This window comes from Bradyrhizobium algeriense (assembly GCF_036924595.1).
Taxonomy (GTDB): domain Bacteria; phylum Pseudomonadota; class Alphaproteobacteria; order Rhizobiales; family Xanthobacteraceae; genus Bradyrhizobium; species Bradyrhizobium algeriense.
In genome coordinates this window covers 5,086,338-5,104,980 of the sequence record NZ_JAZHRV010000001.1, presented here as the reverse complement: position 1 = coordinate 5,104,980, position 18,643 = coordinate 5,086,338, and the positions used below count along the sequence as shown (strand labels likewise).

The 18,643-nt window shown below is 62.1% G+C and carries 15 protein-coding genes; 6 read left to right on the top strand and 9 right to left on the bottom strand.

Going from position 1 to position 18,643, the window contains the following annotated elements:
- Positions 1-14: 14 nt before the first annotated feature.
- The 3 genes from V1286_RS24705 to V1286_RS24695 all read left to right on the top strand — a co-directional run bounded on the left by V1286_RS24705 (position 15) and on the right by V1286_RS24695 (position 4,726).
- Positions 15-872 (top strand): hypothetical protein, encoded by an 858-nt coding sequence (locus tag V1286_RS24705; protein WP_334483788.1) that lies wholly within the window; start codon positions 15-17, stop codon positions 870-872.
- Positions 873-1,073: 201 nt separating this feature from the next.
- On the top strand, positions 1,074-2,756 hold the full coding sequence (locus V1286_RS24700) for a peptidoglycan-binding protein (RefSeq protein WP_334483785.1): 1,683 nt from the start codon (positions 1,074-1,076) through the stop codon (positions 2,754-2,756).
- Entirely contained in the window at positions 2,753-4,726 is a 1,974-nt protein-coding gene (locus V1286_RS24695; protein WP_334483784.1) for an ABC transporter ATP-binding protein/permease, read from the top strand. The genes V1286_RS24700 and V1286_RS24695 overlap by 4 nt, the downstream gene beginning before the upstream one ends.
- A 783-nt stretch (positions 4,727-5,509) precedes the next feature.
- Here V1286_RS24695 and V1286_RS24690 read toward each other — a convergent pair.
- From V1286_RS24690 to V1286_RS24670, 5 genes are all read right to left on the bottom strand, one after another.
- Entirely contained in the window at positions 5,510-6,892 is a 1,383-nt protein-coding gene (locus V1286_RS24690; RefSeq protein WP_334483783.1) for a TRAP transporter large permease, read from the bottom strand.
- A 20-nt stretch (positions 6,893-6,912) separates the two neighbouring features.
- Positions 6,913-7,473, bottom strand: a complete 561-nt coding sequence (locus tag V1286_RS24685) for a TRAP transporter small permease subunit (protein ID WP_334483780.1) — start codon at positions 7,471-7,473, stop codon at positions 6,913-6,915.
- A gap of 273 nt (positions 7,474-7,746) precedes the next feature.
- Positions 7,747-8,820, bottom strand: coding sequence for a TRAP transporter substrate-binding protein (locus V1286_RS24680; protein ID WP_247832881.1), 1,074 nt, complete (start codon positions 8,818-8,820; stop codon positions 7,747-7,749).
- Between the two features lie 449 nt (positions 8,821-9,269).
- Positions 9,270-9,413, bottom strand: coding sequence for a hypothetical protein (locus V1286_RS24675; protein WP_334483775.1), 144 nt, complete (start codon positions 9,411-9,413; stop codon positions 9,270-9,272).
- Between the two features lie 99 nt (positions 9,414-9,512).
- Positions 9,513-10,376, bottom strand: coding sequence for a c-type cytochrome (locus V1286_RS24670; protein WP_334483772.1), 864 nt, complete (start codon positions 10,374-10,376; stop codon positions 9,513-9,515).
- A 445-nt stretch (positions 10,377-10,821) separates the two neighbouring features.
- On the opposite strand from V1286_RS24670, the gene V1286_RS24665 reads away from it, so the two are divergent.
- From V1286_RS24665 to V1286_RS24655, 3 genes are read left to right on the top strand one after another with little or no spacing between them, the layout of a single operon-like run.
- On the top strand, positions 10,822-11,274 hold the full coding sequence (locus V1286_RS24665) for a (2Fe-2S)-binding protein (RefSeq protein ID WP_334483770.1): 453 nt from the start codon (positions 10,822-10,824) through the stop codon (positions 11,272-11,274).
- 2 nt (positions 11,275-11,276) lie between these two features.
- On the top strand, positions 11,277-13,595 hold the full coding sequence (locus V1286_RS24660) for a xanthine dehydrogenase family protein molybdopterin-binding subunit (protein WP_334483767.1): 2,319 nt from the start codon (positions 11,277-11,279) through the stop codon (positions 13,593-13,595).
- A gap of 54 nt (positions 13,596-13,649) precedes the next feature.
- Positions 13,650-13,913, top strand: coding sequence for a hypothetical protein (locus tag V1286_RS24655; protein WP_334483765.1), 264 nt, complete (start codon positions 13,650-13,652; stop codon positions 13,911-13,913).
- Between the two features lie 58 nt (positions 13,914-13,971).
- On the opposite strand, the gene V1286_RS24650 is transcribed toward V1286_RS24655, so the two are convergent.
- The 4 genes from V1286_RS24650 to V1286_RS24635 all read right to left on the bottom strand — a co-directional run bounded on the left by V1286_RS24650 (position 13,972) and on the right by V1286_RS24635 (position 18,360).
- Positions 13,972-15,699, bottom strand: a complete 1,728-nt coding sequence (locus V1286_RS24650; RefSeq protein WP_334483762.1) for a methanol/ethanol family PQQ-dependent dehydrogenase — start codon at positions 15,697-15,699, stop codon at positions 13,972-13,974.
- An 87-nt stretch (positions 15,700-15,786) separates the two neighbouring features.
- A complete protein-coding gene (locus tag V1286_RS24645; protein WP_417021180.1) occupies positions 15,787-16,377 on the bottom strand; it encodes a QcrA and Rieske domain-containing protein in 591 nt (196 codons plus the stop codon).
- A 122-nt stretch (positions 16,378-16,499) separates the two neighbouring features.
- Positions 16,500-16,781 carry a hypothetical protein gene (locus V1286_RS24640; protein ID WP_334483757.1) on the bottom strand — a complete coding sequence of 94 codons (282 nt, stop codon included), beginning with the start codon at positions 16,779-16,781 and terminating at the stop codon, positions 16,500-16,502.
- Positions 16,782-17,139: 358 nt separating this feature from the next.
- Positions 17,140-18,360: a S41 family peptidase gene (locus tag V1286_RS24635; protein WP_334489867.1), complete on the bottom strand. Its 1,221-nt coding sequence runs from the start codon at positions 18,358-18,360 to the stop codon at positions 17,140-17,142.
- Positions 18,361-18,643 lie beyond the last annotated feature (283 nt).

Here is an 18,643-nt window from a genome sequence, read left to right as displayed (position 1 = left end):
AGAGGGCAATTAGCATGGGCCTGTTCGCCGTCCTGTTCGCTCCAGCGATCGCCGCGGCGCAAGCACAGGCACCGAAGGGACTTGGCACCGAGGAATTCGGCATGTCGCCGCGCGAGCTGGTTCAAGCGATCGAGAAAACCGAGGGACTGATCGCGCAATGCATGCGCGAACAAGGCTTCCAGTACATCGCGGCCGACCACAACACGGTACGGGCGGGCATGTCGGCGGACAAAAGGCTTCCAGGCCTCAGTGAGGAGGAGTTCGTCAGCCGTTATGGCTTTGGCGTATCTACCTTCTATACGGGTCTGCCGCCGCAGCTATCGACCGGCTACAGTCCCGCCCGCGTCGGTCTCGGCGAACGCAATGTGCAAATTTTCCGCAAGCTTTCCCCCGCGGATCAGGTCGCTTACAATCGCGCGTTGCTGGGGGACGACCTGAGTAGCACCTTCGCGGTCGCTTTGGAGATCGAGGATTTGTCGCGGACCGGCGGTTGCACGCGCAAGGCCCTCACTGAAACATTCAAACCGGATCAGCTGAAGGCCAGCCACTACAATCCCCAGGATGCGCTGATCAACAAGGACCCGCGCATGAAGGCCGCGCTTGGGTTTTGGCAACGGGAAATGAAGAAGGCCGGCTTCGAATACGGCCACCCGGACGAAATCGAGCCCGATCTGCGGAACCGGCTCAGCACGCTGACCGAGGGCGGCAAGCTGCTGGTTTCCAAGATGTCGCAGGACCAGAAAGCCGCTCTGCGGAAACTGCAGGATTACGAGCGCCTAGTCGCGGCCAAGAGCCACAAAATGCAGGAGGAGGTACTGACGCCAGTCGAGGAGAAGATCCAGGAGGAGCTGTTCTCCCGGAAAGTGCAATAGACCAATTAGGATGTACACGCCCGTACTTCCCCGGATCGGCGCCTACGAGTAATCTCCTTTCCTGCCAGCGCATCGCATGACGAAGGCGGACGCAACGCTTCCTGCGAAGATGGCCCGCACGCTGTCGATGGCGGGAGGGACTACGAAATGGTTGCAAACCGCGTAAACGTTCTCTGGGCTATCTTGGGCGTGGTTGGGGGCATGGCGCTTGGCGCCTGGTACATGGGCTCCAGGATCCAGTCGCCGGCAGAAATGGCGGCGCGCACCGCAGCGCCCGAGCCATCCGCGATCCTTGTGCCCGTGGAGTCGCGTGTACTGAGTTCCGATGTGGTCACCCGCGGCACGGTCCGCTTCGGACTGCCGCAGCCGATTTCGATCGCGCCTTCGACGGTCAAGGGCGGCGTCGGGCTGATCTCGTCGCTGCCCCGACCCAATACGAACTTTGGGGAAGGTGAGGTGATTCTATCCGCATCCGGCCGTCCGGTCTTTGTCCTCAGCGGCGCTGCACCGGCTTTTCGCGACATGGCGCCCGGAACCAGCGGCGGCGACGTCCGCCAGCTCGAAGAAGCCTTGGCCCGTCTTGGCTTCGATCCGGGCACAGTCGATGGCAATTACGATCAGAAGACATCTGCCGCGGTCGAGCGCATGTATAAAAAGGCCGGGTGGGATCCGTACGCACCGACGCGCGAACAGCGCGCTGCCGTCGCGGCGCTCGAGCGAGAGTGGTCGGATGCCTCGCGCGCCCAGCTCGCGGCTGAGGCCACGCGCGAAACAGCGGTGCGAGCGGTCGCCGCCGCCCGGGCCACCGCGGAGCAGAATACGCGCCAGGCTTCTCTCGACAGCGCGGCACGCGTTGGCGACAACCGCCAGCTGGCGGACGCGCGCGCCGGAAAATCGCTTGCGCTCGAAGCCGAACGCGCGCGGGCCGCACATTCGGCGACCGCGGCCAGTGCCGACGTCGCCACGCAAGTCGCCGATCGTGCCTTGATCGTTCTCGATCCGCGCCAGACCGAAACAGCGCGTGCTGCAGCCGAGGCCAAGCTCAAAGTGGCGCGTGCCGCGCAGCGTAAGGCGAAACTGGAAGCCGATCTGGCGATTCAGACCGCGGCGCGCGAGGCCGCGCTGGCCGAGGAACGGATCCGGGTTGCCGAGGGAGCCGTGAAGGCGGCCCGCCTGGAAGGCGAACGCAGCGTGCGCGCGGCGCTGGAACAGCAAACGCTCGCCGAGTTCGACGTGCAGGTCGCAAGCGAACGAGCAGGGCGGCTGGAACGCGAACTCGCGGCGGCGCGCGCGAAGCTCGGCGTGCAGGTGCCCGCGGACGAGGTCGTATTCATTCCGTCGCTTCCGGTCCGCGTCCACGAGGTGACCGCTGCGGTCGCAGCCAATGCTTCCGGGCCGGTCATGAGTGTAACCGACAACCAGCTTAGCATCGACTCGCAGCTGCCACTTGAAGCCGCGCCGTTGGTGAAGCCCGGGATGAAAGTTGCGATCGACGAGCAGGCGCTCGGGATCAAGGCAACTGGCACCGTTGAGACGGTCGCGAACACACCCGGTACGCGCGGCGTGGACGGCTACCATTTCTATCTTGGCGTCAAGGTGGAGACCACGCCGGTGCTGCTGGCAGGGTTTTCGGTCCGTCTGACAATCCCGATCGAAACGTCGAAAGGCGCGGTCACCGCGGTGCCGACCAGCGCGGTGTCGCTTGCCGCCGACGGAACTTCGCGCGTGCTGGTCGATCGTGGCGGCAAACAGGAATACGTCACGGTACAACCGGGGCTTTCAACCGGTGGCTATGTGGAGGTGAACGCCGGCGATGGACAACTCGTCCCCGGCCAACTCGTGGTGGTGGGCTACAAGGCAGCGGAGCCAGCGGCAGTGAAATGAGTTTCATGGAAGACATACGGCAGGCATTGCCGACCAAGGAGGTTGCTGCCGATGCCGACCATGTGCTCGACCTGCGTAAAGTGTGCAAGCGATTCGGGACCGATCCCGCGGTCGATGCACTGGTTGACGTCGACCTCGTGTTGCGGCGCGGCGAATGGCTGTCGATAACCGGTCCGTCCGGCTCGGGGAAATCCACGCTGTTGAATATCCTCGGTTGCCTCGATCGGCCGACCAGCGGACAGTACGTTTTTGACGGTATCGAAACGACAAAGCTGAGCGAGAATGAGCGGGCCGGGCTGCGCAGCCGCCGCGTTGGATTCATCTTTCAGTCATTCCACCTGCTGCCCTATCGCACTGTCCTCGAGAACGTCATGCTGGCGGAAGTATACCGCCGGCAGGCCGGACGCGGGCGGCGCGAGCGGGCGATGGAGGAAATTCGCCGCGTCGGCCTCGAGCATCGCGCGAATTTCCTGCCTTCCAAATTGTCCGGGGGCGAATGTCAGCGGGTGGCGATCGCCCGCGCCCTGATGGGATCACCGAGCCTGCTCTTGTGCGATGAGCCGACTGGCAATCTCGATTCCAAGAACACCGAGTCGATCCTCGATTTCTTCACCGAGCTCAACAAGGAGGGCATGACGATCGTCGTCGTCACGCACGACGAAAACGTCGCGCGCCGGGGTTCGCGCCGGGTCAACATGAAGGATGGCCGGCTCTTTGGTGGAAGCGAGACGGCATTGCCACCTCCATCCAGGGCGCGCATTGCGGCGTCGGGGATCACGATGCGCGACCTCGTCTCCGAGGCCATGGCCGGGGCGATCGCGCGGCCGGCCCGTATGGCGCTGACGGTACTTGGCATTGTGATCGGTATGTCGGCGCTGGTAGCCACTATCGGTCTTACGCGAACCGCCGGTAACCGCATCATCAGTCAGTTCGATCAACTCGCAGCCACGGAGTTGTTCATCACGGCGCGGCCGGGAATGGCGACCGGCACGATTGATCCGCGTGCCATTCCATGGGACGCGCCGGAACGGCTGGTCCGGCTGAACGGTGTCGTGGCTGCGGGCCTGCTCAGCGACGTCAACGTCCATGACATGCTCGTCAGCGCCTCTCCGGTGATAGATCCGTCCAATCAGACAGCATTCAAACTGGCGGTGCGCGCCGCCTCGCCGGATTTGTTCCGCGCCGTGCGCGCCGACCTCGCCTCGGGACGGTTTATCGACGGGGGGCATTCTGCCCGCGCCGAGCGAGTTGCGATCCTCGGCCCCGATGCCGCGCGCCGCCTGGGCATCGCTGGAGTCGAGCGGCTGCCCGCGATCTATGTCGGCGACGAGCTCTACCTCGTGATCGGTATCCTCCGTGATGTGGTGCGAAAGCCGGAACTGCTTGGTTCGGTCATTATTCCCGAGGGCACGGCGCGACGGCATTTCAGTCTGTTCGGGCCTGGCGTGGTGGTCGTGGAGACGAAGATCGGCGCCGCTTCCCTGATCGCGCTGCAGGCGCGGGCGGCGCTACGGCCGGACGACCCGCGCACGCTTCGCGTGCAACTGCCGCAGGAGCCGCGGCGCGTGCGCGACGACGTGCAAACCGACCTCAATATGATGTTCCTGCTGCTGGGCGGCCTGTCGCTCGTGGTCGGCGCACTCGGGATCGCAAATATCACCCTGGTGGGCGTGATGGAGCGGACGGCGGAGATCGGACTGCGCCGCGCCATCGGCGCGACCCGCCGCCACATCGCTTCACAGTTCCTCATTGAGAGTGCGTCCATGGGTGTCGTAGGGGGACTGCTCGGATCCAGCGTCGGCGTGCTGATCGTGGTGGGTGTCTCAGCGTATCAGGTCTGGACGCCGGTGCTCGACCCGCTCGCTCCCTTGCTCGCGCCAGCCGTCGGCGGGGTGATCGGTCTGCTGTCCGGAGTCTATCCCGCCTTGCGCGCCGCGGCGCTCGAGCCGGCCGAAGCGTTCCGGCACTAGTTCGGACTAAAAAAGGCTGTTGGATAGCATCGACCACAAAATTTACTTTAAGCAGTCAGGACAAATCCTGGCGCGATGATGAACGCTCCCCGATCCGACTTTCAGTTCGATGGGGCCAGGGACGCCTAAACAAGACGGTCGAGGCGTCAAATACTCTGAAAAGCCTAACTATGTCAGCAAACGCGGGTGTCTCACTTGGGTCCAGGCTGTGTGAAAACTTAACGTCAAACCTGCACGTAGAAGGTTTGTCTCGATCACGAATGAGAAAAGAAGAACGCTGGCCGCCACAGTCGAAGGGGTGCAAGGGACGACAATTCTGTGCATTCTCCGCTCGCGCACGTTTTCACACAGCCTGGGTCAAAAGCAGAATTCACTGGAACGACCACTTCTGGCGCAAAGCGGACATCCACCGAAAAGCTGGCGTCCGAAAAGTGCCGCCAACAACGGAAGTCGCCACTAATTCGATTACCTCGTCGGCGGGCGAGCAGGGTCTGCGCAACGGCGAGGCCGAGCGACTTAGCAGTGGTAAGGTTGATGATGAATTCAAATGTTTTTGGTACCTCGACTGGTAGGTCGCTTGGGTGCGTACCTTATAAACCCCCGCCGACATAGTAGGCGGCCGGCCATAGTGCTCACAGAAGTTCAGCCCATAGGACATCAAGCCGCTGGCTTCGATATATTCTCTGATCGGGGAGATCGTCACCAATTGGTTCTGCGCAGCAAACTCTGTGATCCGTTTCCGGTACCCCGAAGCCGAACTTCCGTGCCCCAAGGAAATGGTGGCTATTCGACGAAGCCGGCCAGTCTCGGCAGCCACAGACTGATGCCCGGGAAATAAATGCACAGCATCAAGCCGAGCACCTGCAGCGCAACGAACGGATACATGGCCGAGAATACGTCGTTCATGGTGACCCCCGGCGGCGCCGTGCCCTTCATGTAGAACAGCGTCGCCCCGAACGGCGGCGTCATGAACGCGGTCTGTAGATTGACCGCAACCAACGTGCCGAACCAGGTCATCAGGGCAGCGTTGCTGCCGATGTGGTCGGAGAAGTCGTACTTCAACAGGATCGGCCCGAACACCGGCAGGACGATCAGGCAGATCTCGATCCACTCGAACGGGAAGCCGAGCAGGAAGATCAGAACCATGATGAAGGTGAGCATTTCCCACTTGGTGTCGATGCCGAAATGGGTGAGCGTCGAGATCATCAGGTCGTCGCCGCCGAGCACGCGGAACACGTAGGAGAAGCCGGTCGCGCCGAGGAAGATCAGGAACACCAGGCCGTTGGCGCGGCAGGACGAATAGATCGCCTCGTTCATCATCTTGAACGTCATGCGCCTGTTCAGCGCGGCGATGAACATGGAGCCGAGCACGCCGACAGCACCGCTCTCCGTGGGCGTGGCCCAGCCGGCGAAGATCGAGCCGAGCACGATCACCAGCAGCGCCGTCATGGGGAACAGGCCCCGCCAGAGGGCGTACCAGAACGCACGGCGGGTCTGCGGCCCGTAGCCGGGCGGCAGCTTGGGCGCGGCGCCTGGCCTGAAGATGGCGACGAGCACGATATAGACGAGGTAGAGGCCGGAAAGCAGGAAGCCCGGCATGATGGCGGCGAGAAACAGGTTGCCTGCCGAGGTCGACAGCATCTCCGCCATCACCACCAGCATGATGGCCGGCGGAATCAGGATGCCGAGCGTTCCGGCCGAGGCGATGGTGCCGATGGCAAGCCGCTTGTCGTAGCCCGCGGCCAGCATCTGCGGCAGGGCGATCACCGACAGCGTGATCACCGCGGCGCCGACCACGCCGATCGGCGCCGCCAGGATCGTGCCCATCACCATCACGGAAACCGCCAGCGCGCCCGGGCACCATTTGAGCAGGACCTCGGTTGCGTCCAGCATGTCCTTGGCGGAGCCCGATCGCTCCAGGATCGCGCCCATGAAGATGAACATGGGGATCGACGCCAGGACCGGATCGTTGGCGACCCCGCCCCACATGCGCAGTACGATATCGGACAGGCCGATCAGGTTGAACGTGCCGAGCCAGGCGCCGAAGACGGCAAAGACGAGCGCCAGTCCGCCCATGATGTAGGCGACCGGGTAGCCGATGAAAATGAAGAAAAACATCGACACGAACATGATCAGAGCGAGATTATCGGCCAGCCAGTCGAGCACGTTGGAGTCCTCCGGTTGGATTAGACGTCCGTAATTACATGTCCGATTTGCAGGTTGACTTCCTGCTCCGACTTATCACCGAACAGGAAGACGATCACGCGGAGCAGTACGCTGAGGATGCCGAGCACCACCATCCACAGCCCGGCAGCGTAGATGCCCTTGATGATCCAGCGGTGGGTCAACCCGACCGTGCTATCGGACTGCTCGCCGAGCCGATAGGACTGCGCAACGAAATCCAGGCTGTAGTAAGCGACCAGCGCCATGTAGGGCAGCGCCAGCACGAGGCAGCCGGCGAGTTCGATCCATGCCCTGCCGCGATACGACATCATCTCGGTGAACGTATCGACCCGCGGATGCGCGTTGATCGTGTAGCAGTAGCCCATCCAAAGCGAGAAGATCGCGGCGTGGAAGTGCCATTCCAGCTCTTGCAGCCTGGTGTACGGCAGCTGCAAGCCAAACTTGCGCGCGACGACATCGAACGTGGTCACGCACGCCATGATGACGAGCAGCCAACCGGACGCCAGGGCAACAACCTCGAGCGCCCGCCGCATACTCTCGGCCAGCTTCAGCAATGCACTCATCGCAACAAAGTCCTGCTGTGGCGGAACCCGCGGCAGTGCACCGTGCGCAACCGTTCTCCAGACACGTTCCCCCTCCGCCATTTTGCCTGCCCTGCCTCAGCAACTGCTGCGCCATCGGCAGACACGATCCTCCCCCTCGCGCACCGCATCAGGATTGAGATGCGCGCGCGGCCAATCGGCTACCGGGCTGTTCGGCTGATCTCATCGCCGCCCGGCGAGGCAACTTCCCCAGCAGGAGCTGGCGCAGCCCCGCGCTGCATCGGCTGCCTCCGCTCAATCCTTCTGATAGGTGGTTTTCATCGCCTGCGATGCGCCCCAAACCGAGAACTTCTTGCGGTAGTCCAGGTAGTGGTCGGCGACCTTCTTGAACAGCGGGTCCTTGGCCGATTCCTCCGCCAGCACTTCCAGCCAGGCCTTCTCCAGCGTGGCCAGGTCTTGGTCGCTCCAGCGCTTGATCTGAACCTTGTGCTTGTCGCGCATCTCGGCCATCGCCGCGAACTGGGCGTGGTCGCTCTCGACGTAGGTGTGCATGATGGATTCGCCGAGGGCGATCTCGATGATCGCCTTGTTCTGATCCGACAGGGCCTCCCAGGCCGCCTTGTTCATCAGAAGCTCGCTCACCGAGGTCTGCTGATGCCAGCCTGGGAAATAGTTGAACTTGGCGATCTGATGGAAGCCCAACTTGGTGTCCATCGTCGGCATCGAGAACTCGGTCGCGTCGATCACGCCGCGTTCCAGCGCAGGATAGATGTCAGCCGCTGCCATCAACTGGGTGGAGACGCCGAGCTTCTGCATCACCTGCGCGCCAAGGCCGAAGAACCGCATCTTCAGCCCCTTCAGTTCCTCGATCGACTTGATCTCGTTGCGGAACCAGCCGGAGGTCTCGGGCGCGATGGCGAAGGAGTCGATCGCAAACAGGCCGTGCTTGGCGTAGATCTCATTGCGCAACTGGTTGCCGCCGCCGAACCACTTCCAGCCGAGGAACTCGCCGATGGGCGGGCCGAACGGCACGGTGGTGAAGAAGGCAAGCGCGGGGTACTTGCCGGTGTGGTAGCCGGGCGTCGTCCAGCACGATTCGATCGAGCCCTTGGCCACCGCGTCGAAGCACTCCAGCGGCGGGATCAGCGCACCGGGCTCGTAGAACTTGATCTCCAGTTTGCCGCCCGACAACCGCTCGACATTCTTCGCGAAGCGCACGCCCGAGGTGCCGAGGTGTGGCAGCTGACTGCCGAACGCGCTCTGCATCTTCCAGCGGACTTTGTCCTGCGCGTTCGCATCTGTGGTCACCGCCGTGAGCGCCAAGGCGGATAGCCCCACGAATCCCATTAACAGTGTGGATTTCACCATCTTGCAGCTCCTCCCTTCGTTGCTCGCAATGCCGACGCCCGCAGCTCACACGGCCGCAATGGTCGCTCACGGTACGTTTGCTGAGGGGGTCGCGCGCCGCTCCTTCGTTGCTGTCAAAGCAAGCATTTCGCGTGCCTGTGCGGCACGGCGAGTGCCCGGTGAGAAACCGGCACAAAAGGACTGTCGGCTTTATTGAGAGTGCGATGCCCGCCGACGGCATTCCCCGCTGCGGATTCGCCTCGAACGGAGACGTCGGCACGTCCCGTCTGGAAGAGCAGCTCTAAACAAGATTACACGATCCGATGCCCATCCAAAAGACCTCACATTGGCCGACGCGGCACAAATAATTCTGCCAAAACCAGTGACCCCAATGTCCGAATCGGGGTCATTTGCCGGACCTCGACGCGCCCAAGCGCGAGGCTCCGCTTTGCCCCTATCAACGGACATCGTCAGCTTGGCGCGGCAGGTTCGATAAGTGCCAGCGCAAGATATTCGACAAGTAACTGCAACGGCAAGATCGAACGCGGCACCGCCGGCCGCCACGGATTCGATTTTTCTGAATAGCTTCCGAGCAAAACGGCTGAAGCAGTCATGGCTCGGCCGCCCGTGGCCGGTCTGCAAGTGCCGATGACGCCTGTCGGCGGCGACGACACCCTCATTGTCGCTAACCGTAATCGAGTTTTACGATTTACTTAGCGTTTGCTGCTGCCACCCTGCGTTGCTCGGCTCTTCCTATCCGACATGTGATTCAAATACGCCAAGATCAGGCCGAGTTCCTCATCGCTCAGGTCCTCTTCGGCAAAGCTGGGCATCCGCTGCTCGGGCCAAACCCGAACCGAGCGTGGATCTCGGATCAGCGCGCGCAAACCGGCATCGGTGAAGTACTCCGTCGGGTTCATCGGCAAATTCAGATCGGGGCCAGCCGACGCCGATCCTGCCTGGTTCATCGTGTGGCATGTGAAACATTTGTTCACGAAGACGGTTTGCCCGTCTCGCGCCGGATGGAGGGCAGGGAGCATGGGATCAACCGCCAGCGAGGGCCATCGCTTGGCTGGCGCGTCTTGCACCGATAAACTGACAATTTGGTAGGGCCACATCATGGTTGGGACGGATGATGCTTGATCGCCGAGCCATACGATATAGAAGGCGCCTGCGCTCTTATCTTTAGCTGGAATTGGCGGCCACGGCCTGTCGGCGGCTTCGATTGCCACATACGCGACGATGCCGTCGTTGGCGTACACCAGATCGCGAGGGAGTTGCGTCACGAAGCCGTCTTGCGCTACCGCTTCCACCACGGCATCAGGCGGAATGGCAACTCCTTCAAGCAACTTCGCCAGCGCCACGGCTCGATACGTCCGAGGAGTACGGTACGCGACATCACGCGACGTGGTGATTTCGACGACATCCGTGCGAGCAAGCAGCGCGTCCCGATCGAAGATATGGACACTGCCATCGGCGGACACCGTCAAGGTCGGGCCAGTTGCCCATGTTGGCATTGTGAGGGCGACCAGCGATAAAGCTAACGTGAGAGCGGGCCCGATCATCGTTGCAGTCATATCCGAAGCGTCCCTCGAACGCGGCAATGGTAGACACCCAATGTGACTAGCGCAGAGTTACACCTATTCCCAGCTCCTCCAGCAGCGAAGCCCAACTCTTCGAAAAAATCTCGGGCTCGTGCGGGCCACTGCGTAAGGGCTCTTGACCAAAAAGCGCGCCGCTCGAGAAGGCAGTCCTCGCTAAATACAAGAGCAAACAAGGCGTTGTGAACTCCATGCGCCCCGATTTGTGGTAGCTTTTCAGACGTCCATACCTTGAACAAAACGAAAGTAAGACAGGAGGATGGGCCCGACACAGCAATCATTCAGACCCTACGGTGCAGTCTGCAATTTCTCAGCGAGGTCAGCATTGCCTGAGACCGTACGAGGGGGTGCCCCAGGATAGATGTTCTCGCTCACCTCAAAGAGACGCATGACGGCTCTGTAGGAGGAGGGAGAGACGATCATGATCAAGGTGAAGATTAATGGTCAGGAACTGAACTGGGATGGCGATCCCGATCTTCCGCTGCTGTGGTTTATCCGTGATGAGGTGGGCCTGACGGGCACCAAGTTCGGCTGCGGCCAAGCCCTCTGCGGTTCATGCACCGTGATCGTCGACAAGCAGGCGGTACGCGCCTGTATCACGTCGGTTTCCGACGTGGTCGATCGGGAGGTCACGACGATCGAGGGTCTTCATCCGACGGGTGATCACGCTGTTCAGAAGGCCTGGCGCCAACTCAATGTCCCGCAATGCGGCTTTTGCCAGGTCGGCCAGATCATGCAGGCGGCAGCGCTGCTGATCGAAAATCCGAAACCGACGCACGATCAGATACGCGAGGCGATGGCGGGCAATATCTGCCGCTGCGGCTGTTACCAGCGCATCGAGAATGCGGTCCACCTCGCTTCGACGGGGGTATGATCATGAACATTCTCACCAATCCCAAGAAGCTCCGCGGCTTTGAGCGATACGTCAAAGTCGACAACGTTTCACGCCGCAGCATCCTCAAGGGCCTCGGGCTGGCCGGCGGCTTCGTTTTGGCCGCCCCCGTAATGTCGCGCCCCGGCCTTGCCGCCTACCAGACCGGCGCCGACAAGATGCCGCACGGCACCGTGGTGGACCCGCGCGTGTTCGTCGCGATCGCACCGGACGGCATTGTCACGATCGTCGCCCACCGCGCCGAGATGGGAACCGGCGTCCGCACCAGCTTGCCGATGATCGTGGCCGAAGAGATGGAGGCCGACTGGTCGCGCGTTCGCGTCCAGCAGGCGCATGGCGACGAGGTCAAATTCGGCAACCAGGACACCGATGGATCGCGCAGCACGCGTCACTACCTGATGCCGATGCGTCAGATCGGCGCTTCGGCCCGCACCATGCTCGAAGCCGCAGCGGCGAAACGCTGGGGTGTGCCGTCGACCGACGTGAAAGCGGTCAATCACGAGGTCGTCCACAGTGCCAGCGGACGCCGCATCGGCTTTGGCGATCTGGCAGCCGATGCCGCCAAGCAGCCGGTGCCGAGCGTCGAAGGCCTGAAGCTGAAGGACCCAAAGGATTTCCGCTATCTGGGCAAGGGCGAGATCGGGATCGTCGACCTCCACGACATCACGACGGGCGCGGCTCGTTACGGCGCCGACGTCCGCCTGCCCGGCATGAAATACGCCGTTATTGCCCGGCCGCCGGTGACCGGGGGCAAGGTCGCGTCGTTTGACGGGGCGGCGGCGATGAAAGTTTCCGGCGTCGAGAAGGTCATGGAAGTCAAGGGCTGGCCGTGGCCCTCCAAATTCCAGCCGCTCGGCGGCGTTGCCGTGATCGCACGCAACACCGGCGCGGCGATCAAGGGCCGCGACGCCCTGAAGATCGTCTGGGACGACGGCGCCAACGGCAAATACGAATCGGTCGCCTACCGGACCCAACTGGAGGAAGCCGCGCGCAAGCCCGGCCTGGTGGTGCGCAAGGAGGGGGACGTCGACGCCGCCTTGAAGGGCGCCGACAAGGTGATCGTGGGTGAGTACTACCTGCCGCATCTCGCCCATGTCGCCATGGAGCCGCCGGTTGCGGTCGCCGACGTCAAGGGCGACAAGGCGGAGATCTGGGGACCGGTGCAAAGCGCGGGCGGAACGCGCGAGGACGTCGCCAAAACGCTTGGCATTCCCGAGGAGAATGTCACCGTCAACGTCACCCTGCTCGGCGGCGGTTTCGGGCGCAAGTCGAAGTGCGATTACGCCATCGAAGCCGCCCTGCTTTCAAAGGAGCTCGGCGCCCCCGTACAGGTGCAATGGACGCGGGAAGACGACGTTCGCAACGGCTTCCTGCATACCGTCTCGGTGGAACGCATCGAGGCCGGCCTCGACAAGAGCGGCAAGGTGACGGCTTGGCGCCATCGCAGCGTCGCGCCGAGCATCGCCTCGACCTTTGCCGCCAATACGGTGCATCAGGCGCCGTTTGAACTCGGCATGGGGCTTGTCGACATGCCCTTCGAGATCGCCAACGTCCAGTGCGAGAATCCGGAAGCGGCGGCGCATACCCGCATCGGCTGGTTCCGCTCGGTATCGAACATTCCGCGCGCCTTCGCGGTGCAGTCGATGGTCGCCGAAATAGCTAAAGCTACCAACCGCGATCCAAAGGACATGCTGCTCGAGCTGATCGGTTCGCCCCGGATCGTCAAGCTCGATTCGGTGAAAGACCTCTGGAACTACGGCGAGCCTTATGAGAGCTATCCGATCGATACCGCGCGTCTTCGCAAGGTCGTCGAGCTGGTCGCGGACAAGGGCGGCTGGGGCCGGTCCGTCCCCAAGGGACACGGGCTCGGCATTGCCGCGCACCGCAGCTTCGTCAGCTATATCGCGACGATCGTCGAGGTGGCCGTTGACGACAAGGGCAAGCTCACCGTGCCGCGGGTCGATACCGCCATAGATTGCGGAACCTACGTCAATCCGGAGCGGATCCAGTCGCAGATCGAGGGCGCCGCGATCATGGGCATGAGCCTCGTCAAACATGGCGCGATCACCTTCAAGGACGGCAAGGTGCAACAGGGCAATTTCGACGACTTCCCGGTAATCCGGATCGACGAGTCGCCGGCCGTAACGAACGTCTACATCGTACCCGCCGGCCCCGACACGCCGCCGAGCGGCGTCGGCGAGCCGGGTGTGCCGCCCTTTGCGCCGGCGCTGATCAACGCGATCTTCGCCGCGACCGGCAAGCGCATCCGCGCACTGCCGATCGGCAAGCAATTGGAGGCGTAAGGGGAACGCTAGACCGAGCGGGCCGTTTTCTTGGTCTGAGAGGAGTTCAGATCGATGAAACCCAACGTAACGGCGCTCGCGGTGTCGCTACTGTCGAGCGTGCTTCTATTGAACGCTCAGGCGGCGACCGCTCAAACGACGTCGCCGCCGAGCACAACCGCAACACGGCCGGCGACGACACCGCCCGGGCAAACCTCCATGCCAAACGAAAGCCCGCCGGCCAGCACAACTCAGACCACCGGCGAAGCCAGTCGCGACCCCGTCGTGAAGAAAATGAACGAGAACGAAAAGCAGAAGGTCGAGACCAAGGGCAAATAGAAACAGAAGCGGCGGACCTTCTAGTCCGCCGCTTCTCGCGTCGAGGCCTCACCCGCGGCTATTTCTTGACGGCGAACACCCAAACCACGCCGCCCTGCGGCACGTTGTTTTCCACCCCGATGTTCTGGGTGACAAGCGCATCCTGGATGCGTTGGGCGTCGACGCCCCAGCCGGACTGGATCGCAATGTATTGCGTGCCGTCGACCTCATAGGAAACCGGCATGCCCATGATGCCGGAGTTGGTCTTCTGCTCCCACAATAGTTCGCCGCTCTTGGCGTCGAAGGCGCGGAAGTAGCGATCATTGGTCCCACCGACAAAGACGAGATCGCCCGCGGTCGCCAGTACCGAACCGAACAATTGCGACTTCGGGAAGTTGTGCGACCAGACTTTCTTGCCGGTTGCGGGATCCCAGGCCTGTAGTTCGCCGATGTGTTTGGCGCCGGGACGGAGCGTCAGACCGATGTCCTCAGGCTTGGTGCCAAGCCAGAGCTGGCCTGGAACGAGCGGCACCTTCTCGCCAGAGAAGCCGCCGCAGGTGTTCTCATTGGCCGGCACATAGACATATTTCGTCTTCTGGCTGTAGGCCGCCGACGGCCAGTCTTTGCCACCCCACAGTGACGGGCAGAACTCGACCCGCTTGCCGACCACCGGCTTGTGCGCGGGGTCGACAATCGGCTTGCCGGTCTGGGGCTCAATGCCTTTCCAGACATCGGTGTAAACATAGGGCCAGCCGGTTACGTAGCTGATCTTGTCCGGCTTGCGCTCCAGGATCCAGAAGATCGCGTTCCGTCCCGGATGGATCAGGCTCTTGACGGTCCGGCCATCCCTTTGCACATCGACCAGTATCGGCGCCTCCACCTCATCCCAATCCCAGGAGTCGTTCTGATGGTACTGGAAATGTGTCTTGATCTTGCCAGTCTCGGGATCGAGGGCGAGCACGGAGGTCGTGTAGAGGTTGTCACCGGGGTGAGCGTCCCCGGGCCACGGCGCAGCATTACCAACACCCCAATAAACGATCTTGGTGTCCTTGTCGTAGTTGCCGGTCATCCAGGCGGACCCGCCGCCGGTCTTCCAGTCGTCGCCCGTCCAGGTCTCACCGCCGGGTTCACCTGGCGCTGGGATGGTGAAGGTGCGCCACAATTCCTTGCCGCTGTTGGCGTCATAGGCCACCACGTAGCCCCGGACGCCGAACTCGCCGCCGGAGCCGCCGACGATGACCTTACCGTCGATGACCAGGGGCATCAGCGTGAGATACTGACCCTTCCTGTAGTCCTGGACTTTGGTGTCCCAGACCACCTTGCCCGTCTTCGCGTCGAGCGCAACCACGTGATCATCGGTCGTGGCGAGGTAGAGCTTGTCCTGCCACAGGCCGACGCCGCGGTTGGTCGGATGCAGCTGGAACAAATCTTCCGGTAGCTGCCGCTTGTAGCGCCAATATTCTTCGCCGGTCTTGGCATTCAGCGCGATCACCTGGCCCATCGGTGTGGTGACGAACATCGCACCGTTGTTGACGATCGGCGGCGCCTCATGGCCCTCGATCACGCCGGTGGAGAAGGTCCACACGGGGGTGAGATTCTTGACGTTGGAGGTGTTGATCTGCTCGAGCGGACTGTAGCCCTGCCCGTCATAGGTCCGCCGATACAGCATCCAGTTGCCGGGTTCGGGATTTTCCAGACGGGCTTGCGTCACCGGGCTGTAATTTTCGATCGGACCGGCGACAGCAGCGGTTGAGATAAGGGTTGTGCACGCAACACAACCCGATAATAGCCATTGCTTTCTGGTCATGGACGTCATCTCCCTGGCTCTTTCTCTCTGCCCACCCCTGGTGGTGCGATCATCTGGGGCATGGGAATCCGATGCGACCGCGCCCCATCACCCTGGTTGTTGAGCACCTACCTTTCCAACGAATGTTGCAGCTATGGTGAGCGAGCCGTCGGCTATTGCCAGCGGGAGTGCCGGCAGGCGCCGGGGCGCGGGCCCGAACACGACTTGCGCGCCTTCCCGCGGATTGAATTCGGAATTGTGACAAAAGCACTTGAGAACGTCTTTGTCGCCCGTCTCGGACTTCAGCCAGCCGGTGACGGAACATCCGGTGTGAGTACAGATGGCCGAATAGGCTGCGACGCCCTCAGCAGCGCGTGAGCGGGTTTCCTCATCCATCTCGCCGGGATCAAGCCTTATGACGAGGATCTCGTTCAACCGCGAGCCGTTGCGGACAACCGAAGTCTTGGGGTCCTTTGGCCAGGCGTGTAGCGGCGGTTCGCCGAGCTTCACGTCATCGGGCGCGATGACGGCGCCGACGCGTTCGCCTTCGGAGACAACAAGAAGATCGCCTTTCTTCGGCCGGTCGCTGCTGCCGGGCTGATCTTCTTGTGCCGCAGCGAACCTCCGCCCTGTCAGAAACGCTCCGGTGGCGAGCGTCGTCAAAAGAAGCGAGCGTCGCGTTTGCTTCGGACACCGCATTTGTCTTCTCCAGCTCCGCGATGAGCCTGGATCTCAGTCGCGCGTAACCTCGGCGCTTGACGGCAAGGGTAATGCGTCAGGAAGAGGAGGTTACGCTCAGTCGTGCTACCCCTCCAGAAGGCTCAGCGCGGCTTTTCACCGCTGCCTGTCGCCCCGGTCGAGGTGCCCGTGGCTGAGCCCGTTGTCGGCGGAGCAGAGTCAGTCTTTCCAGGGGGCCGGGCGGCAGCACCGGGCTTTTCCTGCTCGCCGACATACCCCGACTCACCGGACTGGCGAGTCTTGGCCCCCTTGTCAGCCTCCTCCTGCATTTGTGGGTTCGGTGCCGGCTGCTGCTGCTGCGCCAGCGCCGGCAGGGTGATCATGGTTCCGCTCGCGAAAAGCATCGCAACGATTGTGGTTCGCATGGGAAGTCCTCCCCATCGTAGCGCCACTTATGTGAATATCAACGCGCCGGCTCGCGATGGTTTCCTAGTCCATCCTCCTATTTTCAAGACGAGGGGATGCGACAAGGCGCGCAGCCGCGCCGCTAGTGAGATACGCAACATAGAAGACATAGGGCGCCGATTCGCGTAAACATGATCCTAGCGCCGAACGGCCTTAGCTGTCCTTCCGCTGGCTGAAACTCGATAAGAGGCGATTGGGCACATGAGCGGACTAGCTCTAACCTAGCTGCCGGGCGCGAATGCTCAGGCAAGCAGCATTTCGCCGGTGGCGTCCGGTCCTCCGGAACGGTGTAAGTGCCAGCAGGCCGCCTCCCGAGGATCAGACCTCGGATAGGACCGCGATTGCACGATTGAGTTGAGGATCACTACGATCCATGGAGTCCGGGTCAGCTTGGACTTCGATCGTGGGTGCGACGCCAACGCCTTCCAGCCGCTCGCCGTCGACATGCACGTCCTCGACCGCGAGCAACAGCAAGCCGCCGCCAATGAGGAATGCCGTCGCAGCGAGGACAGCTCCCTCGGTACGGGTACCGATGACCTCGCCAAGCCGGTATTTTTTGAAGCCATAGGCAAGGATCTCCTTGCCGCTGCGGGTGCCACCGTTGACAAGCATGGCGACAGGCTTGCGCCACTTCACGTTCCGGAGTTCGCTGGTGCCATTGCGATCAGTGATTTGCATCGTCGGCGCTCGCGTGTTGAACAAATCAAGATACTCGGGAATCGCGCCGCCCCAGCCATCGCGCAGGTCCCAGATCAGCGCGTCGGCTTCGTTCAGCGGACTTTGCGATAGAAGATGCTCGAGCGTCCGCTGATACACGGAGCCGGCGTAGCACCAGACATGAACATAGCCGATGCTTCGGCCGTTGGCCCGTATTATGCGGGCGCTGGCCCTCAAGCCGTCCAAGAACATTTTGTTGGGTTCAATATCGACTGGGGTAGCCGATATTTGCATAAACGCGCCGGCACGACGCACGCTCAGCACTACTTCCTTGCCAATTTTGTCGCGGAACGACTGTACCGGCTGAAACGGTGCACCGTCGGCGAGGGCGATCACATCGCCAGCGAGCAGGCCGGCTTGTTGGGCCGGCGTGCGCTCTATAACGCCGGTAATCACGCTGTGGCCCTGCATGTCGAGACGCGAGAGGATGCCAATGCCGGGATAGGAGATACGGCCACCCGGAAAAGCGCGTTCCAGTCCGCGTCGCCTTAGCGCACCGGCGAAGATGTCGGAAAGCTGGTAGTACTCTGGTTCGTACCGTGTGTAGTAGCGGGTGTGCGAAGCATGCAGCTCGGAGAGCATGCTATTAGTGACGCTGGCCAGCGCCTCTTCGGAACTCGCCCGTGTGGCGTCCGGCAAGTAACGTTCCCGAACAGCCGACCAATCGAGCCCATGTAGGTGCGGATCGTAGAAGCGGTCTCGGACGGTCCGCCATACCTCCTCGAACGTGGCGAGGCGTGCGGACACGGGCTGGGATGTGGCTGAATCCGCTGGTTCTAGCTGCTCGGCCCACGCTGGAGCCAGGGCTGATGCCGCAGCCATTGATGTTAGCCGCAAAAAGTGGCGGCGCGACGGTGCTGAGTTGATTGCCTCCTTCATCGTGCAACCTTTGGAGCTCATCGCTTCACATCAGGTTGGAACGTGATGATGAACAAGCTCTCTTCGAACTTCATGGTGTTTGCCTGGTCAGGGTGTATAGCCTGCCGTTTCGAGGCTCCATCCGATCGTTCGGACTGATGGTCAAATAGCATAAAGGGATCGCCAGAAAGATTGGAAGAGGTGCGAGCGTTTGTAGCGCATTTTTGAAATACCTTTGGCCATCTAG